Annotated in this window: 29 protein-coding genes; 21 read left to right on the forward strand and 8 right to left on the reverse strand. The window is 64.6% G+C overall.

Annotated features, from left to right (window positions below):
- Genes sake_RS05420 through sake_RS05430 form a run of 3 tightly spaced genes read left to right on the forward strand, consistent with a single transcriptional unit; the run spans position 1 to position 3,170 of the window.
- A complete protein-coding gene (locus sake_RS05420; protein ID WP_178945583.1) occupies positions 1-816 on the forward strand; it encodes a 1-acyl-sn-glycerol-3-phosphate acyltransferase in 816 nt (271 codons plus the stop codon).
- A 60-nt stretch (positions 817-876) separates the two neighbouring features.
- A complete protein-coding gene (locus sake_RS05425) occupies positions 877-1,989 on the forward strand; it encodes an NAD(P)H-dependent glycerol-3-phosphate dehydrogenase (protein WP_243155743.1) in 1,113 nt (370 codons plus the stop codon).
- 53 nt (positions 1,990-2,042) lie between these two features.
- Positions 2,043-3,170, forward strand: a complete 1,128-nt coding sequence (locus tag sake_RS05430; protein WP_129359829.1) for a D-alanine--D-alanine ligase family protein — start codon at positions 2,043-2,045, stop codon at positions 3,168-3,170.
- 48 nt (positions 3,171-3,218) lie between these two features.
- Here the strand turns inward: sake_RS05430 and sake_RS05435 are convergent, their stop codons facing one another.
- The gene (locus tag sake_RS05435) at positions 3,219-3,704 is read right to left on the reverse strand and encodes a DUF3515 family protein (protein WP_243155744.1); all 486 of its coding nucleotides are present in this window, start codon (positions 3,702-3,704) and stop codon (positions 3,219-3,221) included.
- A 929-nt stretch (positions 3,705-4,633) separates the two neighbouring features.
- On the opposite strand from sake_RS05435, the gene sake_RS05440 reads away from it, so the two are divergent.
- The 5 genes from sake_RS05440 to rsmD all read left to right on the forward strand — a co-directional run bounded on the left by sake_RS05440 (position 4,634) and on the right by rsmD (position 10,063).
- Entirely contained in the window at positions 4,634-5,041 is a 408-nt protein-coding gene (locus tag sake_RS05440; RefSeq protein ID WP_129359827.1) for a hypothetical protein, read from the forward strand.
- A 3-nt stretch (positions 5,042-5,044) separates the two neighbouring features.
- Positions 5,045-6,181: a thiamine-monophosphate kinase gene (locus tag sake_RS05445; RefSeq protein WP_129359826.1), complete on the forward strand. Its 1,137-nt coding sequence runs from the start codon at positions 5,045-5,047 to the stop codon at positions 6,179-6,181.
- Between the two features lie 10 nt (positions 6,182-6,191).
- Positions 6,192-7,148, forward strand: a complete 957-nt coding sequence (locus sake_RS05450; RefSeq protein WP_129359825.1) for a DAK2 domain-containing protein — start codon at positions 6,192-6,194, stop codon at positions 7,146-7,148.
- Between the two features lie 3 nt (positions 7,149-7,151).
- Positions 7,152-9,428 carry an ATP-dependent DNA helicase RecG gene (locus sake_RS05455; protein WP_178945585.1) on the forward strand — a complete coding sequence of 759 codons (2,277 nt, stop codon included), beginning with the start codon at positions 7,152-7,154 and terminating at the stop codon, positions 9,426-9,428.
- 71 nt (positions 9,429-9,499) lie between these two features.
- Positions 9,500-10,063, forward strand: a complete 564-nt coding sequence (gene rsmD / locus sake_RS05460; RefSeq protein WP_129359823.1) for a 16S rRNA (guanine(966)-N(2))-methyltransferase RsmD — start codon at positions 9,500-9,502, stop codon at positions 10,061-10,063.
- Between the two features lie 38 nt (positions 10,064-10,101).
- Here the strand turns inward: rsmD and sake_RS05465 are convergent, their stop codons facing one another.
- Positions 10,102-11,349: an aminotransferase class I/II-fold pyridoxal phosphate-dependent enzyme gene (locus sake_RS05465; RefSeq protein ID WP_238147620.1), complete on the reverse strand. Its 1,248-nt coding sequence runs from the start codon at positions 11,347-11,349 to the stop codon at positions 10,102-10,104.
- A gap of 126 nt (positions 11,350-11,475) precedes the next feature.
- Between sake_RS05465 and coaD the strand changes: the two genes are divergently transcribed.
- The 5 genes from coaD to mutM all read left to right on the forward strand — a co-directional run bounded on the left by coaD (position 11,476) and on the right by mutM (position 14,555).
- Positions 11,476-11,946, forward strand: coding sequence for a pantetheine-phosphate adenylyltransferase (coaD, locus tag sake_RS05470; RefSeq protein WP_129359821.1), 471 nt, complete (start codon positions 11,476-11,478; stop codon positions 11,944-11,946).
- Between the two features lie 212 nt (positions 11,947-12,158).
- A complete protein-coding gene (locus sake_RS05475; RefSeq protein WP_129359820.1) occupies positions 12,159-12,671 on the forward strand; it encodes a DUF177 domain-containing protein in 513 nt (170 codons plus the stop codon).
- Between the two features lie 2 nt (positions 12,672-12,673).
- The gene (gene rpmF / locus sake_RS05480; RefSeq protein WP_129359819.1) at positions 12,674-12,877 is read left to right on the forward strand and encodes a 50S ribosomal protein L32; all 204 of its coding nucleotides are present in this window, start codon (positions 12,674-12,676) and stop codon (positions 12,875-12,877) included.
- A 9-nt stretch (positions 12,878-12,886) separates the two neighbouring features.
- Complete coding sequence (rnc, locus tag sake_RS05485; RefSeq protein WP_129359818.1) at positions 12,887-13,621, forward strand: ribonuclease III; 735 nt, start codon at positions 12,887-12,889, stop codon at positions 13,619-13,621.
- Positions 13,614-14,555, forward strand: coding sequence for a bifunctional DNA-formamidopyrimidine glycosylase/DNA-(apurinic or apyrimidinic site) lyase (gene mutM / locus sake_RS05490; RefSeq protein ID WP_178945586.1), 942 nt, complete (start codon positions 13,614-13,616; stop codon positions 14,553-14,555). The genes rnc and mutM overlap by 8 nt, the downstream gene beginning before the upstream one ends.
- Here mutM and sake_RS05495 read toward each other — a convergent pair.
- The 4 genes from sake_RS05495 to sake_RS05510 form a co-directional block, all read right to left on the reverse strand.
- The gene (locus tag sake_RS05495; RefSeq protein ID WP_197964457.1) at positions 14,506-15,147 is read right to left on the reverse strand and encodes an Abi family protein; all 642 of its coding nucleotides are present in this window, start codon (positions 15,145-15,147) and stop codon (positions 14,506-14,508) included. The genes mutM and sake_RS05495 overlap by 50 nt on opposite strands.
- 78 nt (positions 15,148-15,225) lie before the next feature.
- Positions 15,226-15,723 (reverse strand): abortive infection family protein, encoded by a 498-nt coding sequence (locus tag sake_RS05500; protein ID WP_051687641.1) that lies wholly within the window; start codon positions 15,721-15,723, stop codon positions 15,226-15,228.
- A 191-nt stretch (positions 15,724-15,914) separates the two neighbouring features.
- Complete coding sequence (locus sake_RS05505) at positions 15,915-16,325, reverse strand: carboxymuconolactone decarboxylase family protein (RefSeq protein ID WP_082470090.1); 411 nt, start codon at positions 16,323-16,325, stop codon at positions 15,915-15,917.
- 406 nt (positions 16,326-16,731) lie between these two features.
- On the reverse strand, positions 16,732-17,121 hold the full coding sequence (locus sake_RS05510; protein WP_030014578.1) for a heavy metal-responsive transcriptional regulator: 390 nt from the start codon (positions 17,119-17,121) through the stop codon (positions 16,732-16,734).
- Between the two features lie 104 nt (positions 17,122-17,225).
- On the opposite strand from sake_RS05510, the gene merA reads away from it, so the two are divergent.
- The 6 genes from merA (at position 17,226) to sake_RS05540 (ending at position 22,128) form a co-directional block, all read left to right on the forward strand.
- The gene (gene merA, locus sake_RS05515; protein ID WP_030014576.1) at positions 17,226-18,650 is read left to right on the forward strand and encodes a mercury(II) reductase; all 1,425 of its coding nucleotides are present in this window, start codon (positions 17,226-17,228) and stop codon (positions 18,648-18,650) included.
- 102 nt (positions 18,651-18,752) lie between these two features.
- Positions 18,753-18,983, forward strand: coding sequence for a hypothetical protein (locus sake_RS05520; protein WP_371811951.1), 231 nt, complete (start codon positions 18,753-18,755; stop codon positions 18,981-18,983).
- The gene (locus tag sake_RS05525; RefSeq protein ID WP_030014573.1) at positions 18,980-19,495 is read left to right on the forward strand and encodes a TlpA disulfide reductase family protein; all 516 of its coding nucleotides are present in this window, start codon (positions 18,980-18,982) and stop codon (positions 19,493-19,495) included. The genes sake_RS05520 and sake_RS05525 overlap by 4 nt, the downstream gene beginning before the upstream one ends.
- 39 nt (positions 19,496-19,534) lie before the next feature.
- Complete coding sequence (locus sake_RS05530) at positions 19,535-20,422, forward strand: cytochrome c biogenesis CcdA family protein (protein WP_243155760.1); 888 nt, start codon at positions 19,535-19,537, stop codon at positions 20,420-20,422.
- A gap of 465 nt (positions 20,423-20,887) precedes the next feature.
- Positions 20,888-21,025, forward strand: a complete 138-nt coding sequence (locus tag sake_RS13420; protein WP_371811952.1) for a zinc finger domain-containing protein — start codon at positions 20,888-20,890, stop codon at positions 21,023-21,025.
- A 128-nt stretch (positions 21,026-21,153) separates the two neighbouring features.
- Positions 21,154-22,128 carry a hypothetical protein gene (locus sake_RS05540; protein ID WP_030014570.1) on the forward strand — a complete coding sequence of 325 codons (975 nt, stop codon included), beginning with the start codon at positions 21,154-21,156 and terminating at the stop codon, positions 22,126-22,128.
- A gap of 183 nt (positions 22,129-22,311) precedes the next feature.
- On the opposite strand, the gene sake_RS05545 is transcribed toward sake_RS05540, so the two are convergent.
- Positions 22,312-22,803, reverse strand: a complete 492-nt coding sequence (locus sake_RS05545; protein ID WP_223841871.1) for a GNAT family N-acetyltransferase — start codon at positions 22,801-22,803, stop codon at positions 22,312-22,314.
- Positions 22,804-22,826: 23 nt separating this feature from the next.
- Positions 22,827-23,171, reverse strand: a complete 345-nt coding sequence (locus sake_RS05550; RefSeq protein WP_030014567.1) for a helix-turn-helix transcriptional regulator — start codon at positions 23,169-23,171, stop codon at positions 22,827-22,829.
- Positions 23,172-23,245: 74 nt separating this feature from the next.
- Here sake_RS05550 and sake_RS05555 point away from each other — a divergent pair, with 74 nt between their 5' ends.
- Together sake_RS05555 and sake_RS05560 are read left to right on the forward strand one after the other, a co-directional pair.
- The gene (locus sake_RS05555) at positions 23,246-24,574 is read left to right on the forward strand and encodes an FAD-dependent oxidoreductase (RefSeq protein ID WP_178945587.1); all 1,329 of its coding nucleotides are present in this window, start codon (positions 23,246-23,248) and stop codon (positions 24,572-24,574) included.
- Positions 24,571-25,635, forward strand: coding sequence for an NAD(P)/FAD-dependent oxidoreductase (locus sake_RS05560; RefSeq protein ID WP_030014564.1), 1,065 nt, complete (start codon positions 24,571-24,573; stop codon positions 25,633-25,635). Before sake_RS05555 ends, sake_RS05560 begins: the two co-directional genes overlap by 4 nt.
- Positions 25,636-25,644 lie beyond the last annotated feature (9 nt).

The following is a 25,644-nucleotide window of genomic DNA, read 5'->3' on the forward strand; positions in this document are numbered from 1 at the left end:
ATGGCGGGCGAGGACCGGGCAACGCAGGGGAAAAAGACGAGGAAGAACCGACCCATCAAGACCACGACGCCCAGCCGTGGCGGAAACATCCTGTTCCACTGCGTTGCCTTCGTGGTACGGCGCGTCCTGGATCTTGCCATGGGCAAGACATGGACCGGGGTCGAGAAACTCAAACGGGATGAGGGGTACATCGTCATCGCGAACCATGTGACGGAAGTTGACCCTATGTCGGTGGCTTACCCCGTTTACATGTCAGGAACCATTCCCCGTTTTCTCGCCAAGGAATCCCTGTTCCGCGTACCTGTCCTCGGGACCGTTCTGAGCCGCACAGCCCAGATTCCCGTATTTCGCGGTTCGATGGAAGCACGCAAGTCCTTGGAGAGCGCACGGGCGGTGGTCGACGCTGGCGGAGCCGTGCTGATCTATCCGGAAGGCACCTTGACCAAGGATCCAGAACTCTGGCCCATGGCGGGTCGCTCGGGTGCGGCTCGTCTTGCATTAGCCACGGGCGCACCGGTCATTCCGATCGCGCATTGGGGCGATCAGGAATTCCTGGCACCCAAGGCCACGCGTCCGCGTCCCTTCCCGAGGAAACGAGTACACGTTTTGGTCGGCGATCCGCTGGACCTATCCGATCTCCGGGGAGAGGATCGCACGGAACACGTCAGCCAAAAGGCACTCTCCGAAGCCACCGACCGGATGATGGATGCGCTGACGGCCCTCGTCGAAGAACTTCGCGGTGAGAAGGCCCCGGCTGGTCGGTGGGACCCCCACCTGAAGAAGAGGGTTGGTCGAACCTCGTGGAACGAGGATTGACCAAAGATCAGCAAGACTCCGCGGCGACGAACGACGCGGCAGAAGACCGGAAGGAACATCGTGAGCGATACCGCCCAGGCCCCTAGCGTTCCGCCAACCGTTCCGACGCCCCGCAAGGTGGCGGTTTTGGGAGCGGGCAGTTGGGGTACCGCTTTCGCCAAAATCGCCGCCGATGCAGCTCGCACGGAATCGAAGCAGAACCCCAGCTGGGAGACCATCCTCTGGGGACGCGATGAGTCCGCGATGCAGGCTATGGCCAAAACCGGTGTCAACGACCGATATTTCCCGAATGTCCGTTTGCCCGAGAATCTTGCATACACCGCGGATCCTCGCGAGGCGCTCGACGGCGCTGACGTCGTCGTGCTGGCTCTGCCGGCTCAGGTCTTGCGAGAGCAGCTGAAATCCATGGCCGCCCTCGTCCCTACCGATGCGGTCCTCGTGTCCTTGGCGAAAGGTCTGGAACGAGGTACAGGCCTGCGAATGTCCGAAGTCATCGCCGAGGTCTTCCCGGGCGGAAAGGATCGGATTGCTGTCGTCTCGGGCCCCAACCTGGCCAAGGAAATCATCCAGAACCAGCCCACGGCCTCCGTCGTCGCATCGCCTTCCGAATATGCGGCCGGGTTGGTCAGCAGGGTATGCGCCACGTCCTATTTCCGCCCGTACACCTCGGCCGACGTCGTTGGCGTGGAAATCGGTGGACTCGTCAAGAATGTGATCGCCTTGTGCGTAGGCATCTGCGAGGGGCGCGACTACGGGGACAACTCCAAAGCGTCCATCATGACGCGTGGTCTCGCCGAGACTACGCGGCTGGCCGTGGCCCTCGGCGGACGACCGGAGACGCTCGCAGGACTAGCGGGAATGGGCGACCTCGTGGCAACCTGTTCATCACCTCTTTCTCGAAATCACACGGCCGGAAAGCTTCTGGCCCTGGGCTTGAGTGAAGAGGAAGTCACGGCTCGCATGACCCAGACTGCTGAGGGCATCAAATCCGCTCCGGTGGTCTTGGAACTGGCTCGTCGCAACGGCGTCGAAATGCCGATCGCCGAGGCGGTCTCGGCGGTCCTGGCTTCGCAAGTCACCGTCGACCAGCTCCAGCCGATGCTGCTTGGACGTCAGCTCAAAGCGGAGACTCCGCACGGAGGACCCGAAGGAACCAGCGCTCCGGGGCACTGACTCGTCCGGGTCACCAGAGAACATCAACCCAAGAATTTCGTGAGAGAGAGCCCATGACCACCACTGCATCGACCGGTCGCACCACCGTTGGGATCTTGTTCGGGGGAGTCTCTTCCGAGCACTCGATTTCACTCATCACCGCCAAGGGGGTCCTTGGGGTCCTCGACCACGAGAAGTACGAACCAGTTCTGATCGGCATCACACCCGAGGGGACCTGGCACCTGAGCAGCGAAGAAGAACTCAACAAACTGATGGATGGCGTAGTGCTTCCCCGCTTTTCCGGGGAAGGTCCTCGCGTCTCGCTGCCGATGGGCGATTCCAACCAGGGAATGTATCTCAAGTACGATGACGGCACCTTCGGCGAGGGCCCTCATCTGGATGTCGTTTTCCCTCTGCTTCACGGCCCCTTCGGCGAGGACGGAACGGTCCAAGGATTGCTCGAATTGGCCAACCTCCGGTACGTCGGTGCGGGCGTGACGTCTTCCGCGGTCGGTATGGACAAACATTTCATGAAGGTCGCCTTCGAATCGGCTGGCCTGGAAGTAGGTCCTTATCGGGTGATTTCGGCCCGCGATTGGGTCAACGATCGGCAAGCCAGCTTGCGAAAGATCCAGGAATTGGCTCTCCCCGTCTTCGTCAAACCGGCTCGGGCCGGATCCTCCTGCGGCATTACCCGTGTGGCAGACTGGGCGGATCTCGAGGAAGCCATCGACCAGGCGCAGGCTTTGGACCCGAAGATCGTCGTCGAGGAAGAGATCAGCGGCCGGGAGATCGAGTGCGCGGTCCTGGACGGATTCCGTCACGAGCTTCCGCAAGCATCCCACCCGGGCGAAATCGAAATGGTCGGAGATGATCACGCTTTCTACGACTTCGAGGCCAAATACGTCGAGACCGCCTCGTCCGAACTGCGTTGCCCGGCCGATCTGCCACAAGAGGTCCGGGAGTCCATCCGAGAAAAAGCGGTTCAGGCTTTTCTGGCCCTTGACGGAGAAGGTCTGTCCCGTTGCGATTTCTTCTACACGGACGACGGACGCGTGGTGATCAACGAGGTCAACACGATGCCGGGCTTCACCCCGATTTCAATGTACGGGATGATGTGGGCAGAATCCGGGATCGATTACGGTCAGCTCGTGGACCGCCTGATCCGCTTGGCTCTGGACAGGACCCCGGGGCTGCGCTGATCGCAGCTACGAGGTGTAACCGTGATCCTCGGCTCCCGACACGGACCGTCAATTCTTGGACAAGTCCAGATTGTCAGAGACGTCTGTGCATTCCTTGGTCTGATGAATACGGTTCACGGCCGATTGAAGATCCACCAGCAACGTCGAGGAATTGACCTTGGCAGCGTCGAACGTCACCTGGATGGCAGGGGAGCGTCCAAAGGAAGTGGCTGTCCACGTCCCTGTTCCGTCGAGAGACTGACCCTGGTCGACGCCCGTGCCTGAGGACGAGCTCGAAGATTCATTCCGCTCGGGCGACTCTTCGGACTCTCCGTCTTGCCGCAGGGTCCAATCGACGTCGTTGACCCGGACACACGGATCCTGGACCGGTTCTTTGACGCGCGCCCCGCACTTGAGAATGACCGTCGCAGGATCGCCCCACGCCGCAGTGGCCTGGGCCGTGGTCTCCCGCTTGTCTTGCCCGGCAAGTGTGTCCGGCATCGCGACGAGAGCTCTGGCGCAATCCGGATTCGTGGCATCAGGGGCTGCGTCCACCGTTACCGCGGACGAGCATCCACTGAGCACTAGGGCGGAAGCAGCGAGGCCACAGGCCCACGCCTTTCGCGCTGACCAGCCATTCTGTACCTTTGCAACGGAGCGTCCTAAACTGAACGTTCTGAGGCGGGAAAGACGATGTGAATTCACGTCCTCGAGGATACCCCAGCTATCTGACATCCAAGGGGTATTGTCACAGGACAAAGGTTCTCGTTCGTGGGCCGCCCGACTGACCAGAACATCTCGAAGAGGTAGGAATCATTCGTAGCAGCCACATGCCGGACGAGAAAAGCCGCGCAAGACAGCGATTGGCGTATCGCTGTGCGGCATGCGCCGCAGTCATCGGCGTGGCGGGTCTCACAACTGTGTCCGCCGCGGCTGCGGAAAATATGACGGACGCTCCCAGCTTTTCGACGGGACCGGCTGCCCCGACCGTCACCCAACCCTCATCGGGTCAATCCGACGGCAACTCACCCACGGACGACTCAACGAGTAGTTCATCGGAGGCCACGCCGCCGACCTCCTCGGACCCTACTGGTACCCCCACTCAGGAACCCACGGAGCAGCCGACTGCCGACCCGAGCGGCGAGCCAACAGGGCAACCGACTGCCGACCCGAGCGGCGAGCCAACGGAGCAGCCGAGCGACGACCCGACAGCCACCCCGACTCAAAACCCAAGTAGTCAACCCGCTCAGAAGCCGACCGAGGAGCCTACACAGGAGCCGACCCAGGAACCGACTCAGGCACCAGGACCTGCCCCCACGGACGCTCAGCCTGTGCCGGATCCGGGTCAAGGTGCGGTACCTCCCCAACCGGGAGGAGGCATCGGAGAGTCGAGAAACAATGGAAACGAGGGCACGGTACCGGGAAATACCAGTTCGGATCCCTCGTCGAGCGAAAAGCCCGCATCGGGGAGCAAGGCAACACAGGTGCCCGCTGGAACCAACGGTCAGGCAGGTGCGCCTCAGACCGGCGACGGCAACACGAAATCCACAGGACAGGGTTCCGGTGATGGCGAAGCCGCAGCGGCAAATACCGGCAGATCCGTCGGCGACGTGACGGGTATATCCAGTTGGGTCAGCCATTATCTGAACAGCAAGGAATCCGACGCCCCGGCGGCCGACCCGGTGGACTCGGACGCCAATGCCGGAGTCAACGACGTCGGCCAACAGGCGAGCACTTCCGGGGAGCATCAAGAGGCCGGCAACCACCGTAACCTCACGGCACTGCGTGGCCCGATCCCGATTCTCGTTTTCACTGCCCTGGCTCTCGGCGGGGTGGGCACGGTGTTGGCGCGGACCTCCAAAACCCTGTCTCACAAGAAGCACGAGCAATAAGCCGTGGCCCTGCGGCACACCGTATCGGACGTCACCGAGGAACAGCTTCTCCGCCCGATGCTCGAGATCTTCGATGCTCATAACCTCGCGATGGTTCGCGATGGCGCGTCCCGTCTTCTGCTCGGACCCGGCGACGATTGCGCCATCTACGATCAGTCCCGCGGTCGTACCGTCGTCACCATCGACACGCAAACTCAGGGTCAGGACTATCTCATGTCGTATCCATGCGGATACGACGTCGGCGGCTTTGACCTCGGGTGGAAATCCGCCGCCCAGAATCTCGCGGACGTCGCCGCTATGGGGGCTGTGCCCACGGGGCTCGTGATCAGTCTGAGCCTCCCGCCACAAACTCCCCTCGAGATGGTCCGCCAGATGGCTCTCGGCTACTGTGCGGCCATCCGGAGGCTCGGCGCCTCGGGCTGCACCGTGGGTGGCGGCGACGTCGGGTCTGGCACGGAGCTCTCGGCCACCGTGGCGGCTTTCGGACTGGTCGGTCTAGGAACGGAAGAGGCTGTTGCGGGACCGAACCTCGTCAGCACGGCTTTGCCTGCGGTATTGCGGTCGGGCGCTCGTCCGGGGGATCTGGTGGTTCTGGCTGGCACGGTAGGGCGTGCGGCCGCTGGGCTGGACGTCCTCCTGCACGAAAACGGCGAGCCTCCGCTTGCATTCACGGAGGAGGGGAGCGGGGATCTGCCGTGGGCTGCACCTGCGGATTCTCTCGCGGCCTTGGCAGCCTGCCAGTTGCGGCCTCTGCCGCCTCTGGCCCTCGCCCGTGAATTGTCCGCCGCTGGGGCCACGGCCATGATCGACGTTTCCGATGGACTCGTGATGGATGCCGACCGCATAGCCCGGGCTTCCGGTGTGGGGATCGAGGTGGACACGCAGGGCCTGGGAACTCTGTGCGCGCCGTTGCAGACGGCTGCTGACCTCGTCGGAAAGAACCCGCTGGATTGGGTTCTGGCTGGTGGAGAAGACCATGGAATTCTTGCCTGCCTCCCATCCACAGCTCGACTTCCGGATGGGGTGATTGCGATAGGCTCGTGTCGAGAATCAGACGATCGGGAGCCACAGGTCAGTGTGGACGGGAGGACCCGAGAAAACAGGGGATGGGATCATTTTGCAGCAAAGGACTGGATCTAGCGCCGTTTTTATGCGCCGTTGGCTGTCGGTAGCAGCAGATGCCCTCGATCAGCACCAGGATGAGCTCAATGCCCTCAACGTTTTCCCCGTAGCGGACGCGGATACCGGGACTAATATGGCGATTACCGTGCGCGCGGGTGCCCAAGCCGCCGAAATGGTAAACACGTCATTGGTTGGCGAACTCTTCGAGATTTGCGGACGCCATTGCCTCGAGGAAGCCAAAGGCAACTCCGGAACTCTCTTTGCCGTCGTGCTCGCAGGTTGTGCTGGGCCACTTCGGGACGAATCCCGGCTCACGGCTTTCGGCTTCGCGCGCGCGCTCGAGCACGCCCGTACTCGTGTTCTCGGCGCTCTCCACGACCCTGTCGAAGGAACGATCTTGTCTTTCGTCAACGACATCACCCGCGCCGCGGGAGCCTGGGAAGACGCCGACGACTCGAATAAGAACTTGTGCAATATGATCGAGCACTTGGTCGGGGTCGGACACAAATCCGTACGGAGGACCAGCACACAACTTGAGGTACTCCGGGACACCGGGCGGGTGGACGCAGGCGCCCTCGGAATGCTGATCATCGTGGACGTCCTGGCACATATCGTGCGCGGAGAAGAATTCCCTGGTGCTGACCAGCGGCCTTATGCGGAATTGTTGGTTCCCGACATAGCGGAGCCTGTCAGGAAAAGCGCTGCGGAGCCCACCACCGCGGATGGCGCGGAGATCGGTGAGGACGGTGTCGAGTTCATGTGCAGCGTCGAATTGGACGCACTTTCGGCGGCCCAGGTCCGTCACGAACTCTCGGAAGCCGGTGACTCGGTGATCATGTCCGCGGTATCGCAAACGACCACCGAGAAAATTCGGTGGAAAGTGCACGTACACGTACGAGAAGTATCGGACGCCATGTCGATTCTGAGCCCTTATGGGAAACCCGTCGACATCACGACCGAGTCTCTGTCTGCGAAGGAAAAATAGATCATGGGCGAAAAGCCCGAGCTTCCGGAAGAACGATCTCTTCGCTCGGTTCTGCATCCGAAAACAGCAGAAGCCATTGCTCGGCACCTGGAACTCGAAACCGTGGGCCAACTGCTGGAGTACTTTCCGCGACGCTATCTCCCGCGGGGTGAACTGACTCGATTCGCGGATCTGACGCTTGGTCAGGACGTTTCGATCATCTCTCGGATCTTGTCCGTGAGCACGCGGAGGCTACACACTCGACGAGGCTCGATTGCGGAAGTGACCGTGACCGATCAGCTCGCCCCGGAAGGAACGCAGGCGGGCCGCGTGGACGGCGGATTCGGTGGTCGCTTGGACGGGTTGGCCGCTTCCGGCATGGTTCCTTCGGACAGCCCAGCTCCGGGCAACGTCATGACCTTGTCCTTCTTCAATGCGTGGACGGCATCCAAAGACTTGGCCGCGGGGGACCACGTCATGTTCTCCGGGATGGTCAACGAGTTCAGAGGACAACTGACCTTGACCAATCCGCACTACGCCGTTCTGACCGACACCGGCCAAGCAGGGGCTCCTGGGGATGAACCGGACCCATCGGTCGCACCATTGCCCGTTTATCCTGCCACCGCCAAATACACCACTGACAGGATTGCGGCGTCCGTCGCGGTGGTCTTGGACACAGTTGATTTGCGGCAGTGCACGGATCCTGTGCCCGAGGATCTCCGCACGCGGCACCGGCTCATGACCGCACCTCAAGCCTATGAGGCCATCCATCGGCCGCGTGACGAGGAAGAACCGCACAAGGCTCTGCGATATTTCAGGTATCGAGAGGCCCTGGTGCTCCAGACAGTTCTGGCGAGGAGGGCTGCCGTTCTCGACGCTCAACGCACCAGCCCGTACCCGGCGCGGCCAGGAGGCGTACGCGAGGTCTTCGACACGAACCTTCCTTTCAGGCTGACGGACGGGCAGCGTCGCGTCGGAGAGGAAATAGCCGCGGACATCTCCCGTGAGAGTCCGATGAACAGACTTCTTCAGGGAGACGTCGGATCGGGCAAGACTCTCGTTGCCCTGCGAGCCATGCTGCAGGTCGTTGACGCTGGGGGCCAATCCGCCATGTTGGCGCCGACCGAAGTATTGGCGACTCAGCATTTTCGCTCAATCCTTGACACCCTGGGCCCGCTCGCCGAGGACGTCGGCGTCGTGGTGCTCACGTCCTCCACGTCGGCGGGTGCGAAGAGACAAGCCTTGCTGGACATAGCCAGCGGCGCGGCTGGAATCGTGATCGGTACACACGCGCTTCTGGGGGACAACGTCTCGTTCGCTTCTCTGGGACTGGTCGTCGTGGACGAGCAGCACCGGTTCGGGGTGCGGCAACGTCACTCGCTGGCCGGCAGCGATGGCGAACCGGTGCATCGGCTCGTCATGACGGCGACCCCAATCCCGCGTTCGGTCGCTATGACAGTCTTCGGCGACTTGGCCGTATCCGTCCTCGACGAACTTCCTGCCGGACGCCAAGAGGTTTCGACGCACGTTGTCTCACTTGCGGACCACCCGGCCTGGGAAGGTCGCTTGTGGCAACGGGCGAGGGAAGAGGTTGACGCAGGTCGTCAGGTATTCGTTGTGGTCCCTACGATCGGCGACGACGCTCCGACATCGGCGGCCACCGGCGGATATGATGCGCCGGATTCCCCCTTGCAGTCCGTAGAAGGCCTGAACCGAAAGCTGGCCTCCTTGCCTGCCCTGGCGGGAACTCGCCTGGCCACGCTCCACGGGCGTATGGACGGGGCAGAGAAGGCAGAGGTCATGAACCGCATGGCCGCTGGAAAAGTAGATATCTTGGTCGCAACCACCGTCATCGAGGTCGGAGTCGACATCCCCAATGCAAGCCTCATGATCATCATGGATGCGGACAGGCTCGGCATCTCGACCCTCCACCAATTGCGAGGGCGAATTGGCCGTGGAGGTCTTGAGGGGACGTGTTTGCTGGTTACAGAGCAAAATTCCGATGGACCCTCTATGCCGCGCTTGCAGGCCGTGGCCTCGACGCGCAACGGTTTCGAATTGTCCACTCTTGACCTGGAACAACGCAGAGAGGGCGACATCCTCGGAGACAGCCAGTCGGGCCACCGATCCGCTCTGAAAAATCTATCCGTGCTTCGTCACGCGAAGATCATCGAGCAGGCCCGTTCGGATGCGAGAGCTCTTGTGGAGCGGGACCCGGATCTGATCGAGGCCCCGGATCTGTTGCGCGCCGTACGGGAAGCCGGGGACCAAGCGAACACCGAATACTTGTATCGAGGGTAGTTCACACTTGAAAGTCGAACTCCGGGGCAAGGCGCCCTGGTGACTCGACGAAGCGATGGAGGAATCACGCTATGAGCCGCATTATTGCCGGGGTGGCTGGCGGGAGCCGCTTGGCATCAGTCAAAGGGCAGAACACTCGTCCGACAACCGACCGTGTCAAAGAGGCCCTGTTCTCTCGTCTGGAAACTTACGACGTGGTGCGTGAAGCTCACGTTCTGGATATTTTCGCCGGCTCCGGTGCACTTGGGCTTGAGGCTGCGAGCCGCGGTGCCGCGGCCGTGACCCTCGTGGATCGCGACCGTGCCGCTCTCGAGGCCTGCACACACAACCGGCGGACACTCGAGAAATCTGGGGTACCCGCTCGTATCCAGGTCGTCAGCTCGTCGGCCGCCACATATCTGAAGCGAGGCGAAGGTCCCTGGGACCTGGTCTTTGTCGACCCTCCGTACGCCATGTCCGAGGCTGAACTCGCGACCTTGCTCGAGGTCATGGCTCCCGCACTGGCCGGCGATGCCGTCGTCGTCGTGGAACGTTCGACCCGAAGCCTCGAACCCGAGTGGGGGACAAGCCTCCGACGTTTCGGCCATCGAACGTATGGTGAGACTTCCCTGTGGTTCGCGGAACCGGAAGCTTAAGTATCACCGTGCGGTGAGCCACGGAGGCTACGAGCTCGTCACAAACCCGCAGTCCCCAATTTCTCCGCGGCTTCCCGGAGCACATCTGGTCGTTTGCAGAATGCGAAGCGCACCCAATTCGCGTACAAATGCCGGTTCTCCGGTGTGGCGAACGCCTGCAGAGGCACGACGGCGACCCCTGCGTTCCGAGGAAGAGCTTCAGCTATCTCGATGCCGTCCTTGCCCCATGACGCCGGTACATTCTCCGTCGAGGCCACGGCGAAGAAAGTCCCTTCCGGCCTGACTGGGTTGAACGCTCCGCCGGTCAATCCCTCGAGGAGCGTTTGTCTCTGATTCAGGTATTGGTCCTTCAACTCCGCGTAGAAATCTGTCTGACGCGCCCAGCGCATGGTTTGGGCCACAGCCCATTGCGCGGGAGCCGCGGCCGAGTGGGACAGGTACCCCTTGGTCACCCGGAGACCGCGGGTCAGCTCTGGCGGTGCGATGGCCCAGCCGACCCGCCATCCCGTAATAGAAAACGTCTTGGAAACGGAGGAAACACGAATCGTGCGGTCATGGCCTGTCTCGAGGGAAGCCGGATCAACGGTCTCCCGATCGAATGCCAAATGTTCGTAAACCGAGTCTGTGAGGATGATGGCATCTTTTTCCGCGGCCAGTTCCGCTATCAGAGACATCGTCTCCGGATCGAATATCGTGCCCGTGGGATTGTGCGGGTCGTTGACGAGGACCATGCGCGTACGGTCCGTAAAGGCTGCGCGAAGCCGGTCGGCATCCGGGGCGAAGGTCGGCGGAAGCAGAGGAACGGTCACGATCTCCGCGCCCGTCAATCCGGCGATAGCAGGGTAGAGGTCGTAGAACGGCTCGAAAAGAATGATTTCGTCGCCGGGAGAGAGGAAAGCGAGCATTGAAGCGGTCAACGCTTCGGTCGCACCGGCCGTAATGGTGATTTCCGATTCGGCATCGGGGCGACGCCGTCCGTGCAGCACTTCGTGCTGGGCCAGTTCCGCGCGTAGTTCCGGTGACCCTGCGATGGTGGAGTACTGGTTCTTCCCGGCGGCCACGGCACGATTCAGGGCCGCCGCGAGGACATCAGGCCCGTCGGTGTCGGGGAAGCCTTGGCCCAAGTTGATGGCGTCGTATGTGACCGCAAGTGCGCTCATTTCCTCGAAGATCGTCGAGGACAGACGACCATTCGGATCCAGCAGGCCCGCGGTTTCGGCGAGCCGTTTCCACGGAGGAGCTACAGCAGAGCGAGTGCCGCAAGAAGTCGATTCCGTACTGGTCAAGGGAGTCTGGTGAACACACATGCTTATATCGTAGGCAGGATCACATATTTCATCCGACACGGCGTCGTGATCGATGACAGGTTGGCGTGGGATGTCCGCTCTGACGGCTCCTGATACTTTGGTGGCATGAGTCTTGCCGTTTGCCCGGGTTCATTCGACCCCATTCACAACGGACACGTCGAAGTCATCACGCGCGCCACCAAAATCTTTTCTGGCGGAGTGATCGTTGCCGTGTCCAATAATCCTGCCAAGAAATACCGATTCAGCCTCGAGGAACGCCTCGATATGGTCGGAGAAGTTTTCGGGTGGCTCGACGGGGTCACGGTCGAACCGATGTCCGATGGTCTTCTCGCGGATTTCGCTCGGACAAAAGGCGCGACGGCCATCGTCAAGGGGCTGCGTGACTCCAAAGATTTCGAATACGAAGCCCCCATGGCCACCATGAACCGCAATATCAGCGGCGTCGAGACGGTATTCCTCGCGGCAGACCCCAAAAACGGTCACCTGTCCTCGTCGATCATCAAAGAAGTTTCATCCTTCGACGGAGACATTCGCAGTTTCGTGCCGCGCTCGGTCGCGCGACGCCTGGATGAATAGCCTCTCCACACCTTCGGACACCCGCGATCCTACTGGCTTATGATGTTAAGCACAGGAGGAAGCTGCACGGTGATTGAGGCTTGTGGGGTCGGGCAGTCCTGAGTAGGCTGGACAGTCGGTCATCACGTCGGATTCAGGAGTTCATCATCAAGCATGACAATTCATCGTCCCTGAGGTTTACGGTCAGGGACCTGGCCAAGCGCCCCGGGACCATGGATACTCTCGATGAGACCGTGGCCGCGCCCAAAGACCTCGGGAATGCTCTCATCGGAGCGCCCGAAGGTTCGGACATCATGCTCAACCTCCGCCTCGAATCGGTGCATGATGGTATCTTGGTTAGTGGTGTTGCCTCCGTGGAAGTTCATGGAGAGTGCAGCCGGTGCCTGGATCCCATCGATTATCCGGTTTCGGCTGACATTCAAGAGCTGTATGTTTTTGAACCTGCACCTGAAGGCCCGTCGCAAGACGAAGCAGACGAGCAGTACCGCGTCGAGGACGATTCGATCGATCTCGAGCCGGTTCTGCGGGATGCGGTCATAACGCAACTGCCGTTCCAGCCCGTGTGTCGAGAAGATTGTCAGGGACTGTGCTCCGAATGCGGAGTGCGCCTGGACGAAAATCCCGATCATCACCACGAGGTTCTGGATCCTCGCTGGTCGGCCCTAACCGGGCTGCTCGGTGCGGAGACCGCAAACGAGACAACCGAGACGAGAGAAGAGAGATAGCCGTGGCTGTTCCCAAGCGGAAAATGTCCCGTGCCAATACGCGCGCACGTCGCTCCCAGTGGAAGGCAACCGCGCCTCAGCTGGTCAAGACCGTTGAAAACGGCAAGGTGACGTACAGCCTTCCCCACCAAGCGAAGGTCGTTACCGATTCCGCCGGCACCCCGCTGTACCTCGAGTACAAGGGCCGCAAGGTGGCTGACGTCTAAGACGTCCTTATGACTACCGTGAAAAACGGAGAGCTCCTGAAGCGTCTCGGTGTCAACATAGACGCCGAGACGCTTCAGCTTGCGCTCACTCATCGATCATTTGCTTACGAGAACGGGCCGCTGCCGCACAATGAACGGCTCGAATTCCTGGGCGATTCCGTACTCGGCCTGGCGGTGACCACCGAGCTGTACAACCGTTTTCCGGACCTTTCGGAAGGCGAATTGGCCAAGCGACGCGCCGCCGTCGTGTCCGAACGCTCCCTTGCCGCGATCGCACGGTCCCTCGACCTGGGGCCCCATATCCGACTCGGGCGGGGTGAATTGCTGACCCACGGTGACGACAAGGACTCGATTCTGGCCGACACGATGGAAGCTCTCTTCGGAGCGACCTTCATTTCATGCGGTGACGAATGCGCCCGGGATCTCGTCCTGCGTTTGACGGGGTCTCTGCTCGATGACGCGTTCGTCCTTGGAGCCGGGCGCGATTGGAAGACGGAGATCCAGGAATTGGCTGCCGAACTCGATCTGGGTGACATCCAGTACGTCGTGACCGGTACTGGGCCGGACCACGCCCGAGTCTTCGAAGCTCAATTGGAAATCAGCGACAAGGTGTACGGGGTGGGCACCGGGTCCGCAAAGAAACATGCGGAGAGGGCCGCGGCCGAGGCCGCTTACCGTTACCTTACGTCCCAAGAAGACGCGCCGACGACTCTGCTCCGCGCGGACGCATCGGAAAGTGCCTGAACTTCCCGAAGTCGAGGTCGTACGGTCCGGGCTTGCCCGGCACCTCCTCGGTGCGCGAATCGAAGCGGTAGAGGTACTCGACGCACGCTCCCTGCGTCGCCACACCGGGCCCGTCGACACCTTTTCCTCCTCACTGGTCGGCGGAACAATCCGCGACGTCTGCCGACGCGGCAAATACATGTGGTTAAGGCTGACGCGCGGAACGGAAAGCCGGGAGCACGAGGATCCGGTCTGCGACCCCAGGGCCGTGGTCGTTCACCTCGGAATGAGCGGACAAACGCTCCTCAAACCATCGATGGCTCCGCCCGAACGTCATCTGCGAATACGCTGGACGCTCAGGGGAGCCGACGGTGAGCTACTCGAACTGAGGTTCGTGGATCAGCGCATTTTCGGCGGTATGTACCTCGACCCGGTCGTGAACGTGACCGATGAGTCCGGTGCCCCCGTTCCCGCCGCTTCGACCAGCGTTCTCGGGCTCCCCGAGATCCCCTCGACCGTGGCCCACATCGGCCGAGACCCTCTGGACCCCCACTTCAACGAGGCATCGTTTCGGCGGCGCCTGAGAGCGACATCCAGCGGCATCAAACGCGTGCTGCTCGACCAGAACACGATTTCAGGGATCGGCAATATCTATGCGGACGAGGCGCTGTGGCGGGCCAGGATTCACTATGCGAAACCGGCACGATCCCTGACAAAATCCCAGGCCCAGGAATTGCTCAGCGCGTGCACGGTCGTCATGACCGAGGCGCTGGCCGAAGGCGGAACCAGCTTCGACGCGTTGTACGTCAACGTCAACGGCGAGTCGGGAAGAAGCTCATTGAATGTCTATGGACGGGAGGGTCGCCCGTGCAAGCGCTGCGGCACCCCGATCGTGCGCGAGCGCTTCATGAACCGGTCGAGTCATCTTTGCCCGGTCTGCCAGCGAAGACGCTAGCTGAACGTCGCAGTCGAGTAGCTCGACAGCGGCCCAGACGGGGAGCCTGCCGCCGTACTTCTGCCGGTGGTGCTCGACGAAGTCCTCGCTGGGCGTGCTGCAGCTCGAACTCGTAGCCGGCGAGCCAGTCGGCGTAGGAACCACCGCTGCGGGCCGTGGGACCGAGTAGATTCGGCTCCAGGTGCGCGCACGGGTCGACGCGGCCGAGCTCGTGACCCAGCAGTGCTCTGATGGCGAGCTCGATGCGGGACAGCTCGGCGAAGGCCGCGGTGCGCAGCCGGGCGTCGAACTCGTAGAGCGCGGCGACGTCGGCCAACCGGGTCCCGGAGTAGAAGTCGTCCTGGCGTTGGCTCCCGACGATCTGTCGGAACGGGTACCAGTACCCGCTGAGCCGGTAGTAGCTGACGCGCCGCAGCAGGGCGACGGCCTCGTCGCGGTCCCCGACGTCCATGCCGCGTTGGATGAGCAGGTCGACTTGCTCGTCGTAGGAGCGGTACTCCTTGACTGCTCCGTCCAACTGCACCGTCCAGAAAAGAATGAGGACCGGCCCTGGACCTACCGAGGTAGGCGGAACCGGTCTTGGTGAGTCCATAGTAGCCGAGACGAGATCGCCCGGCAATCGAACGCCGAAACCGAAGAGGAGCCCGTCGGCAGCCAATGCTGGTAAGAGTCAAGCCTCCGAGTGACGCCAGGGGGCGTCGGGATCGGCGAGGGTCTCGAGCATGAGCTGGCACCAGACCTGGGCCGCGCCAACGACGAGGCGAGCGTGCCGCGGGCGCACCCATCTGGGCACTTCCTCGGCTCCGTGGTCGATGCCGACGCTGTTCCTGAGCTCGGTGACGCTCTGGGTGAGGGTGATCAGCGACTGCAGGGCCTGGCGGAGCGCTCGGTCCTCGTCGCTGACCGACTTGGGGGCGAGGCCGAGCGATACCTGGGCGGCCTTGACCAGCGCGGGCACCTTGGCTGCTCGGGCATAGCTCTGCCCGCGGGCGGTGAGGACGCACTTGGCGGTCGATTCGATCAGCGCCTTGGCGGTGCTGACGGCGAGCCGTGGGTCGGTGTCGACGCTGTCGCCGAGCCTGCGCAGGTGGTCCTGGATGGACTGCGGGTCGGGGAGGGCGTTGAGCGCGTGCTCGGTCAGCTTCGCCCCGGCCCGGCCGATGCGCACGGTGCCGCTGGCCTCGTCGACGTCGAAGCCGTTCTCGCGCAGGATCCGGACCCACTTGTCCCGCAGGCCATCGGTGCTGACCCAGCCGATAGACGTGTCCTGGACGATCGGCCAGGACCCAGTCGGGGCTGCGGCCGGCGACCAGGGCGGGGGCCTTCGACGTCGCCGGCTTCGAAAGCATGGTCATCTGCTCAGCGGGCATCGAGGACCTCTTTGAGGACGGTGGCCGCGCTCATCCCCGCCGGCCACCCGGCGTAGAAGGCCAGGTGCGTCGCGACCTCGGCCAGTTCCTCCTGGGTCACTCCGTTGTCGAGTGCCAGGTTGAGATGAGACCGCAGCTGGTCGGTCCGCCCGAGCGCGGTCAGGGCCGCGACGGTCGCCAGGCTGCGGTCGCGCCGAGAGAGTTCAGCCCGTGCCCAGACGTCGCCGAACAGCACCTCGTCGGTCAGTTCGGCGAGCTTCGGGGCGACGTCGCCTACCAGCTGCTGTGCCCTGCTCTTCTCCTTGCCATGCGATCCTCCTGCGGGTCCACCGAGAACGAGACTCGTCCCGTTCGTGATCGACGTTAAACCTCCGGAAGCGGCGGAGGGAGGAACCGCCATTACACCCAACGGCCGTGCGCCGCGGGCGTCCCGTTGACATCTCACCGACGAGACGACGCTCAGCCGCCGGGCTCATACCGGTGGGCGAATCGCAGAGCGCCGCTTCGTCGGGGGATGAACTCCACGACACTGGACTATGCGGTCCAGACATAGAGCATCGTCTTGCCGACACCGGCATCGCTCGAACTCGCCAGCCCCATGATGCGCAGCTGACATCGAATGAACTTGTGATGATCGCACAGTTTTCGCTAGTGGTGCGGGGATCGCAGGGTCTGGCATAACCGCCCCATAGGCACCGCACCGGACCCAATGACCTTAAGTGCATAGGTGGGTGCTGGCTCGCGTCAGCCGCAGCCGACACTCCGTGAACTACCCACCTATGCGCAGCAAAGATTCAATTCACCGATCACACGTATCGGCAGACCTGATCGACACTGCATGTATCGGGTTCCGGGTGCGAGGCGTTCTCCCGGAGCTCTGCGATCGTGTCGCGCAGCGCGCCGAGCTGAGCGATCTGCTGCTCGATGTCGTTCAGCCGCGCGTCGAGCAGGTCACGCACGTGCTCGCACGGCGCACGACCGGCATCACGGATCTCGACGATCTGGCGGATCTGGGCGAGGGTGAGGCCGGCTGCTCGGCCGCGGTGGATGAAGTCGATCCGCGCGACGGCCTCCGGCGTGTAGTCGCGGTACCCGGCCGGTGTCCGGTCGGTTGGCGAGAGCAGTCCCTGCTCCTCGTAGAACCTCAGTGTCTTCGTCGTGGTGCCTGTCTCCGCGGCGAGTTCTCCGATCCGCATCGCTGCCTCCCGTCGCGCGGCGCGCCGCTCTTGACCTTCCCCTGCACTGGAAGGTCCAGTATGGCTGAGAAAGACGAAGAGTCCAAGCGTCGACAGGAGCAAGGATGCCTACGAAGTACGACCTCGCCGTCATCGGGTCCGGCGGCGGCGCGTTCGCCGCCGCCATCCGCGCGAGCACGCTCGGCAAGTCGGTGGTGATGATCGAGCGCGGCACCTTCGGAGGGACGTGCGTGAACACCGGATGCGTGCCGTCGAAGGCGCTCATCGCCGCGGCGGAGGCGCGGCACGTCGCCGCGGATGCGACCGGCCGGTTCCCGGGCATCATGACGAGCGCGGCACCGGTCGACATGCCCGGCCTCGTCGGCGGAAAGCAGGCACTAGTCGAGTCGTTGCGGGGCGAGAAGTACGTCGACGTCGCCGACTCCTACGGCTGGCAGGTCCTGCGGGGTGACGCCTCGTTCGCAGGCACGCCCGATGTTCCTCTCCTCGAGGTCATGGCGTCTGACGGGACTGTTGAGACCGTCGAGACCGATCACTTTCTGGTCGCGACCGGCTCCCGGCCGTGGGCCCCGCCGATCGACGGCCTGGAGGAGGCCGGGTATCTGACGTCGACCACGTCGATGGAGCTAACCGGGGTCCCGGAGTCGCTGCTGGTGCTCGGCGGCGGCTACGTCGCCCTGGAGCAGGCCCAGCTGTTCGCCCGGCTCGGGTCGAAGGTCACCGTGCTGGTGCGCTCACGGCTGGCGTCGAAGGAGGAGCCGGAGGTCTCCAAGACGCTTGAGGAGGTCTTCGCCGAGGAGGGCATTCGGGTGGTCCGCCGTGCGGTTCCCCTCCGCGTCGTCCGCGACGCGAGCGGCGGCCAGGTGGTTGTCACCGCGGATGTGTCCGGCGGGTCGCAGGAGTTCCGCGCCGGACACGTCCTGGTCGCGCTCGGCCGCCGGCCAGTCACCGACGGGCTGAACCTCGGCGCGGTCGGAGTGAAGACCGGCGACGCCGGGGAGGTCGTGGTCACCGATCAGTTGCAGTCGTCCAACCCGCGGGTCTGGGGCGCGGGCGACGTGACCGGGCACCCCGAGTTCGTCTACGTCGCCGCGCACCACGGCACCCTCGTCGCGGAGAACGCCTTCACCGACGCCCATCGGTCGGTGGACTACGCGCGGCTGCCGCGGGTGACGTTCACCGGCCCGGCGATCGGCGCGGTCGGCATGACCGAGCAGCAGGCCCTCGACGCCGGGATCCGCTGCGACTGTCGAGTGCTGCCGCTGCACCACGTGTCGCGGGCACTGGTCAACCGCGACACCCGCGGCTTCATCAAGATGGTGGCGAATGCCGACACCGGGAAGATCCTCGGCCTGACCGCGGTAGCGAAGGACGCCGGTGAGCTGGCGGCTGCCGGAGTCCACGTGCTGGGCAAGACCATCGCTGAGGTCGCCGACGCCTGGGCCCCGTATCTGACCATGGCCGAGGGCATCCGCATCGCCGCCAAGGCCTTCACCACCGACGTCTCGAAACTGTCGTGCTGCGCGTAAGCGCGCGACGAGGCGAGGCGGAGAGAGAGGAACGAGATGGGATCCGACCACGATAGGAGGCATAGCAGCGGCGGCCTGCTGGTGGCGGGTGCAGGACTGCTGATGGTCCTCTGCTGCGCACTGCCCCTCCTCATCGCCGGCGGCGCGCTCGCGGGCGTTGGCGGCGTGCTAGGCAGTCCCTGGGTCATCAGTGCCGGACTCGTCGTCGTGGCGGTCGCGGTGATCGCCAGCTTGCGACGACGACGCCGCAACGACGTCCAAGGCTGCTGTCCACCCACCCCGCAGACAGGTGCCGACCAAGGAGACGAAACGAAGGAGGAGAAAGACAGATGACGTACCGTATCTCCCGCCGGACGGCGATCTCAATCGCAGGCGTCCTGGCTGTCGGGTCGTTGGGTCTCACCGGCTGCGGCAGCAGCGACGCGGCCGAGAGCGATGGACCGGTGACGGTGGCCGCTCTCGATGGCCAGCAGATCAGCCTGCCCGCCGCCGGGAAGCCCACCGCGGTGTTCTTCTTCTCCGTCGGCTGCGGCGAATGTGTCAATGGCGTCCGCTTCCTCGGCGAAGCGGTCACCATCGCAGACGAGAACGGCAACGAGGCCAGTTTCCTCGCCGTCGACATGGATCCGCGCGAGTCCGAGGAGACCATCGAGGGCTTCATGGAGTACGTCGGGGCCGAGCACGTCCCGGCCGCCATCGACGAGGGCGCGGCCGTGTCCCAGCGGTTCAAAGTCGCTGCTCTGTCCACCCTCATCGTCGTCGACGCCGACGGCCAGGTGACCTTCCGCGCCACGGACCCCGATGCCGAGACGATCACCGCCGAGCTCGCGAAGGCCGGGGCTTGAGCCATGGGCGGCCTGCTCGCCCTCGCCTTCGCCGCCGGCATGATCGCCCCGGTCAACCCCTGCGGCTTCGCGCTACTCCCGGCATGGATCGCCCATACGCTGGGTGACGCCGACGCCTCCCCGGTCTCGGTCCGCGTTCTGCGGGCCCTGCGGGCAGGGCTCGCGCTCTCGATCGGGTTCGCAGGCACGCTTGCGCTGGCCGGGGTCGTGGTGAGCGCCGGGGCACGGGGCTTGATTCAGGCGGCTCCAGCGCTCGGGCTCGCCGTCGGAGCCGTGCTGGTGCTGCTCGGCGCGGCGATGCTGGCCGGCCGATCGATTTCCCTTCGACTGCCCAGCATCCCCGGCCGAGCGACCGAGAGGCTGCCAAGCACTGTCCGAATGGTCGTCTTCGGTGTCGGCTACGCGGCGGCGTCATTGTCGTGCACCGTCGGGGTCCTCCTCGCGGTCATCGCTCAGGCCCAGGCCACCGCCAGCTTCTCCGGCCTGCTCCTCGTCTTCGGCGTCTACGCCGCCGGCTCGGCCACCGTCCTGCTGCTCGTCGCCATGACCACGGCCACCGCTGGCTCCCTGCTCACCCGACGCGTCGCGGCACTCGCTCGCTACGGCCCCAAAGTCACCGCCGCCGTCCTCGTGCTCACCGGGATCTACCTGACGTGGTACTGGTTTCCGGCCGCCACCAGCGACGCCCCGGCCTCCGGCCGCACCGACGGGATCGCCGCCGTCTCCGCGGCGGTGTCCGGCTGGCTCCAGGGACAGACCGTCCTCATTACTGGACTCTCCATCGCAGCGGTGCTGCTGGCCCTAGTGGTCGGGGCGCTCCAACGGCGACGTCGGACGTCGGCCCGGATGACGACCGAGGACTGCTGCGGCGCAGAGTCGCCGCGCTCGGCAGACGATGAGCCCGACGCATCGACCGCACAGGGCTGACCAGGCCCGTACGAGCGTGGTCGGCAAGGAGTGCGAGTCACGCCGTTCGTCATCAGAGCGGTCGGCGTGAGGTAGGACGCCGCGTGGGCGCTCAGGTCGACGTCGTGCACGCGGTTCGTCAAGCAGTAGCCGCGACGCCGTCTCGCAGACATCCCTTTGGCAGGACGAGACCCGACCTCCCCGATCGCGCGAGAGGTCCGGTCTCAGAACATTGTAGGGCGAGCGTCCAAGGCGGGTGACCGGCAGGTGTCGAAGATCTGGAGGAGCGCGCGCGATGAGGGATGGCTCGACGTCGCCGCCGCGGCCGAATGCCTCCGTCGAAGCATCCGGACCACCCGGCGACTCACACCTGTATCGTGCTCTTCAGTGCGTCCGGCGCTGCTGGAATGGGAGTGCGAGTCGAGTGCCTCTTCAATTGCGAGTCGATTGGCGAGTCGACTCGCAGTACATGAACGTCTCAATCGTGTGGAGTCGGGACGTTATGCGTTGAATGTCTATGGGCGGGAAGGTCACCCGTGCAACCGTTGCGGTACTCCAATCGTACGGGAGAAGTTCAGGAACCGCTCGAGCCATTTTTGCCCGCGCTGCCAACGGAAACGCTAGCTTCGGCGGTTGTGCCCGGCACGACTACGACTGGCCGGACGAGATCCTCGCACACTTTCCATAGCTACGAGAGATTCGTGCCGTCCTGGGTCCCACGGCTCCACGAGATTTGCCGAGACAATGGAGCCATGGAACGATTCATCAACTTCTGGCGCGATCGGCGCATGCTGTGTACCGGCTGCGGCCATTGTTTCGTCGTCGACCTGGACTGGATCGACCGCTGGGAGCAGAGCGGAGAGAAGTGCCCCGGTTGCGGCTTGACGTGCGAGCACGAGGACGCACCACGCGTGACGGTCGATGCTGGCGACCCGGCCCTGAACGACGACCAAGTCGCTCAGTTCTCCTGGTACCACACGAGCACGCAGCCGGACTGGCCGACAAGCGAGTTCGACCCGGCGGCGGACCTGACGCCTGGGATCCGAAGGATGATGGGCGGCGACGAGAGGGTCGCCGCGTGGGCCGCGAGGCAGCAGGCGAAGGCGCTCCATGTCGGCACGTACGAGGCCGCGGTCCACAACATGCTGCGGCGAATGCGCGACCAGGCTGACCACGGCAGCCAGTTCTACCTCTACCGAGTGCACCTGAAGCCATCTGTCACCGAGCGGGAGGGCTGGATCGTCGATCCCAGCAACTGGCTCGGCGACGTCGTCCTCGCCGAGGTCTGTCCTCCAGGAGTCGACGTCACCCGGTACCTCAACTACCACGAGGACCCCGGAGGGCTCTCCCTGGCGCTGGGACGAGATGCGATCGCCGGGGTCCAGCGGGTCGCCGTGCCGCTCTCGGATTCCTGGAAGGCCGACTGGGTGATTGACGCCGTCGCAGCCCTTGAGGGTGCATCGGACAAACCGGTCCCAGCGACCGGGAAGCTGGGCAGATTCTTGCGGCCTTCGTCTCCTCGAGCCGGCCTCGCTGGCGAGCTCGGTACGGAGCTGGCTGACCGATTACCGGTCAACCTCCATGACCAATTCGCCTCGGCTGCCGCGTTTGCTGAGGGTGACGACCCAGCGCGGTGGGCGCGCCGGGTAAGCAGCCTGTTCGACCTCATCAAGAATCCAAGCCGGGTGCTGGCGGAGCTCGATAAGGCTCAGCACCGACAGGTCTGAACTTGCAAACATGGGCAGAGAAAATCCCCCAAGTGCGCATCGTGGAGAGGCGTGGGGGATGTAGTGCTCTCAAGGTAGCACAGGCTGGTCCTGGTCGACGCGGTCGCTGCGACGTGGTTTCCGCAGGCTGTCGCCTTGGTTCAGGCGTTGCGATGCGATTTCTTTGCCTTGTCAGGGAAGAACTCAGCCAGACTTGGGGACACGTCTCTCGATGAGCACGGTGTCCCGCCACTGACCGGCAAGAGGTCCGCACGGCATCAGCCCGATGAGCTCGCGCCGTCCGACAACCCTGAAGCCAGCTCTCTGGTGGAGCCTGAGGCTGGTTGCGTTCTCGGGGAAGACCGAGGACTGGAGCGTCCAGACGCCTGATCGGTCGGCGACGCCGAGGAAGTCGGCGAGGAGCCGTGAACCGACGCCACATCCGGCCGCGTCGGGATCGACGTACACCGAGTGCTCGACGACACCTCGGTAGACGGCGCGGGTCGAGACGGGGCCGGCTGCGGCCCAGCCGAGGACGCAGTCGTCACCGCCGACGGCGACGAGCATGAGGTCCGGGCGCTTGCTCGACGCGAACGTGTACCAGTCAGGCGGCGGTTCGGTCTCGAAGGTGGCGTGCCCGGACGCGATGCCTGCTTGGTAGATGGCCTCGACGGCGGGCCAGTCGGTCGGCGTCATGGGCCTGGTCGACACGCCTTCCATCAGGTGATGAGCGCCTTGGCTGCGGCGGCGAGAGTGTCGATGGTGGGCCGGTAGTAGGCCCAGCGGCCGCGCTGCTCGCGCTCGACGAGGCCGGCCTCGACGAGCAGCTTCATGTGGTGGGAGACGGTCGGCTGTGATAGCCCGACGGGCTCGGTGAGATCGCAGACGCACATCTCGCCCGCGCTGCTTCCGGCAATGAGGGACATGAGCTTGACCCGGGTGGGGTCGCCGAGGGCCTTGAACACCCTGGCGAGATCCTGGGCGACCGTGTCGTCGATCGTCTCGCCGAGGACGCAGCAGGGCGCGACGTCGGCCGCGGATTCGATGGCTGGGGGAGTGCTCATGCCTCCATTCTGCCTCACGCATTGACATCTGTCGATACGTGAGGCAAGCTCGACCCATCGAAGAACATCAATACATGGAGGTTGAAGTGAATCCCGTCGTCATCATCGGAGCCGGTCCGCAGGGCCTGGCCGCCGCCGCTCATCTGCTCGAGCGAGGCCTGGAGTCCCTGGTTCTGGAGTCGGGCGACGGTCCAGCGTCGGCCGTGGCCGAGTGGGGCCACGTCCGCCTGTTCTCGCCATGGTCTGAACTCATTGACCCAGCGTCGCGCCGGCTGCTCGAGCCGACCGGTTGGAGCGCGCCCGAGACCGGCTACCCGACCGGGGCCCAGTGGGTCGAGGAGTACCTGACGCCGCTGGCCGAGACTCTGAGCGACCGTGTCCGGTACGGCTACCGCGTCGTCGGCGTGGGCCGTAAGGGCCGCGACCTTTCCGTCGACGTCGGCCGCGCGGAGCAGCCGTTCGTCGTCCACGTCCGCCGCGCTGACGGCGAAGAAGAGAGGCTCGAAGCCCAGGCCGTCGTCGACGCCTCCGGGACCTGGCGGGCCCCGAGCCCGGCGGGCGCGGAGGGACTGCCCGCCCTCGGCGAACACGCCGCCGTCGAAGCCGGCCTGCTTGATCACCGCACGCCGAGCCGCGACGAGGCCGCCGAACTGGCTGGCAAGCACGTCGTCGTGGTCGGCAGCGGCCACTCGGCCGCGACAGCAATCGGCGACCTCGCGGCAGTGGTCCGCCGCGAGCCAGGCACCCGGGTGACCTGGGCGCTGCGCCGCGGTACCGTCGGCAACGCCTTCGGTGGCGGGTCGGCTGACGAGTTGCCCGAGCGCGGTGACCTGGGCCAGCGGGCGAAGAAGGCCGTCGAGGACGGCTACGTCGACCTCGTCACCGGGTTCCGCGTCGAGCGGGTCCTCGTCGAGGATGGTCGGGCAGTCTTGGTGGGCGAAGACGGGCGGCGGCTCGAGCCCGCGGACCGAGTGGTCGTCGCGACGGGCTTCCGACCGGACCTGTCGTTCCTCTCCGAGGTCCGCCTCGACCTCGACGTCCGCCTGCAGGCTCCGACGAAGGTCGCCACTGAAGTCGACCCGAACCTTCACTCCTGCGGCTCAGTGCGCGCCACGGGAGCCGCTGACCTCGCCCACCCGGAGCCGGGCTTCTACATCGTCGGCGCGAAGTCCTACGGCCGCGCGCCGACGTTCCTGGCGATGACCGGATACGAGCAGGTCCGCAGCGTCGTCGCCGAGCTCGCCGGGGATCACGAGGCGGCTGACCGTGTCGAGCTGGAGCTGCCCGACACCGGCGTGTGCGGCGGGTCCGGCCTGTTCGACGCCCCGGAGCAGGCGACGTCGGGCGGGTGCTGCACACCCGCGCCCCAGCTGGTCCAGATCGGCACGAGGACCGACGGATGAGCCGCGGTCGCCTGCTGATCGTGGGCGGCGGGCAGTCCGGCCTCGCCGCGGCCCGTGCCGGGCGCGACCGAGGCTGGGAGCCGGTGGTGCTCGAGGCCGGTGACGAGCCAGTCGGGTCGTGGCCGCGCTACTACGACAGCCTGCGGCTGTTCTCTCCGCGCCGGTACAGCGCCTTCCCGGGTCACCCGTTCCCCGGCGACCCCGACGGGTACCCGGGACGCGACGAGGTCGCCGACTACTTGCGCAGCTACGCAGAGTGGCTGGGCGTCGAGGTCCGCACTGGTGCCCGCGTCACCGAGGTCGCCGCCGACGGCCCGGGCTTTGCCGTGGATCTGGCCGACGGGAGCCGCCTGGTTGGGGACGCGCTCATCGCTGCCTCGGGTTCGTTTGCCAGCCCCTACGTGCCGACGATCCCAGGCAGGGAGGCATTCCAGGGCCGGGTCCTGCACGTGGCCGACTACCGGTCGCCCGAGGAGTTCGCCGGTCAGCGGGTCGTGGTCGTCGGGGCGGGCAACTCCGCCGTCCAGATCGCCCACGAGCTCGCCGACCACGCCCAGGCCTCGCTGGCGGTGCGGGACCGGGTCCGGTACGCGCCGCAGGTCATCGCCGGGCGTGACCTGCACTGGTGGTTGCGACTCACCCGCGCCGACCTCCTGCCGCCGTCGGTCCTGAACAGGATTATCACAGGCACACCGGTCATCGACGCCGGAAAGTACAGGGCGGCGCTCGAGGCAGCGCATCCAGACGAGCGACCGATGTTCGCGGAGTACGTCCCGGACGGCGTCGTGTGGCCTGGCGGCTCGCGGGAGCGCGTGGACTCGGTGGTCTTCGCGACCGGCTATCGGCCGCACCTGCCGTACCTGCGATCCCTCGGCGTCCTCGACGAGTCCGGCGCGCCGAGGCACGATCGCGGCGTCTCGACCGTGCGGCCCGGCCTAGCCTTCCTGGGCCTGGAGTTCCAGCGCTCGTTCTCGTCGAACACCCTGCGTGGAGTCCACCGCGACGCGGGTTACGTCGTCGATGCCCTGGCCAGGCAACTGCGAGGCGTCGTCGTTGGCTGAGGCTGCTGT

It is taken from the genome of Kocuria sp. TGY1127_2 (genome assembly GCF_013394385.1).
GTDB lineage: Bacteria > Actinomycetota > Actinomycetes > Actinomycetales > Micrococcaceae > Rothia.

What these genes read in the sequence shown, in the direction of transcription:
- sake_RS05510 (WP_030014578.1), bottom strand. Translation starts at nt 17,121, where the DNA reads ATGCGGATCGGAGAACTCGCCGCGGAGACAGGCACCACGACGAAGACA.
- sake_RS05430 (WP_129359829.1), top strand. Translation starts at nt 2,043, where the DNA reads ATGACCACCACTGCATCGACCGGTCGCACCACCGTTGGGATCTTGTTC.
- sake_RS05455 (WP_178945585.1), top strand. Translation starts at nt 7,152, where the DNA reads ATGGGCGAAAAGCCCGAGCTTCCGGAAGAACGATCTCTTCGCTCGGTT.
- sake_RS05530 (WP_243155760.1), top strand. Translation starts at nt 19,535, where the DNA reads ATGATCGCCCCGGTCAACCCCTGCGGCTTCGCGCTACTCCCGGCATGG.
- sake_RS05505 (WP_082470090.1), bottom strand. Translation starts at nt 16,325, where the DNA reads ATGGCGGTTCCTCCCTCCGCCGCTTCCGGAGGTTTAACGTCGATCACG.
- sake_RS05555 (WP_178945587.1), top strand. Translation starts at nt 23,246, where the DNA reads ATGGAGGTTGAAGTGAATCCCGTCGTCATCATCGGAGCCGGTCCGCAG.
- merA (WP_030014576.1), top strand. Translation starts at nt 17,226, where the DNA reads ATGCCTACGAAGTACGACCTCGCCGTCATCGGGTCCGGCGGCGGCGCG.
- sake_RS05475 (WP_129359820.1), top strand. Translation starts at nt 12,159, where the DNA reads ATGGATACTCTCGATGAGACCGTGGCCGCGCCCAAAGACCTCGGGAAT.
- sake_RS05420 (WP_178945583.1), top strand. Translation starts at nt 1, where the DNA reads ATGGCGGGCGAGGACCGGGCAACGCAGGGGAAAAAGACGAGGAAGAAC.
- coaD (WP_129359821.1), top strand. Translation starts at nt 11,476, where the DNA reads ATGAGTCTTGCCGTTTGCCCGGGTTCATTCGACCCCATTCACAACGGA.
- sake_RS05540 (WP_030014570.1), top strand. Translation starts at nt 21,154, where the DNA reads ATGGAACGATTCATCAACTTCTGGCGCGATCGGCGCATGCTGTGTACC.
- sake_RS05560 (WP_030014564.1), top strand. Translation starts at nt 24,571, where the DNA reads ATGAGCCGCGGTCGCCTGCTGATCGTGGGCGGCGGGCAGTCCGGCCTC.
- sake_RS05525 (WP_030014573.1), top strand. Translation starts at nt 18,980, where the DNA reads ATGACGTACCGTATCTCCCGCCGGACGGCGATCTCAATCGCAGGCGTC.
- sake_RS05520 (WP_371811951.1), top strand. Translation starts at nt 18,753, where the DNA reads ATGGTCCTCTGCTGCGCACTGCCCCTCCTCATCGCCGGCGGCGCGCTC.
- sake_RS05545 (WP_223841871.1), bottom strand. Translation starts at nt 22,803, where the DNA reads ATGACGCCGACCGACTGGCCCGCCGTCGAGGCCATCTACCAAGCAGGC.
- rsmD (WP_129359823.1), top strand. Translation starts at nt 9,500, where the DNA reads ATGAGCCGCATTATTGCCGGGGTGGCTGGCGGGAGCCGCTTGGCATCA.
- sake_RS05495 (WP_197964457.1), bottom strand. Translation starts at nt 15,147, where the DNA reads ATGGACTCACCAAGACCGGTTCCGCCTACCTCGGTAGGTCCAGGGCCG.
- sake_RS05550 (WP_030014567.1), bottom strand. Translation starts at nt 23,171, where the DNA reads ATGAGCACTCCCCCAGCCATCGAATCCGCGGCCGACGTCGCGCCCTGC.
- rnc (WP_129359818.1), top strand. Translation starts at nt 12,887, where the DNA reads ATGACTACCGTGAAAAACGGAGAGCTCCTGAAGCGTCTCGGTGTCAAC.
- sake_RS05450 (WP_129359825.1), top strand. Translation starts at nt 6,192, where the DNA reads ATGCGCCGTTGGCTGTCGGTAGCAGCAGATGCCCTCGATCAGCACCAG.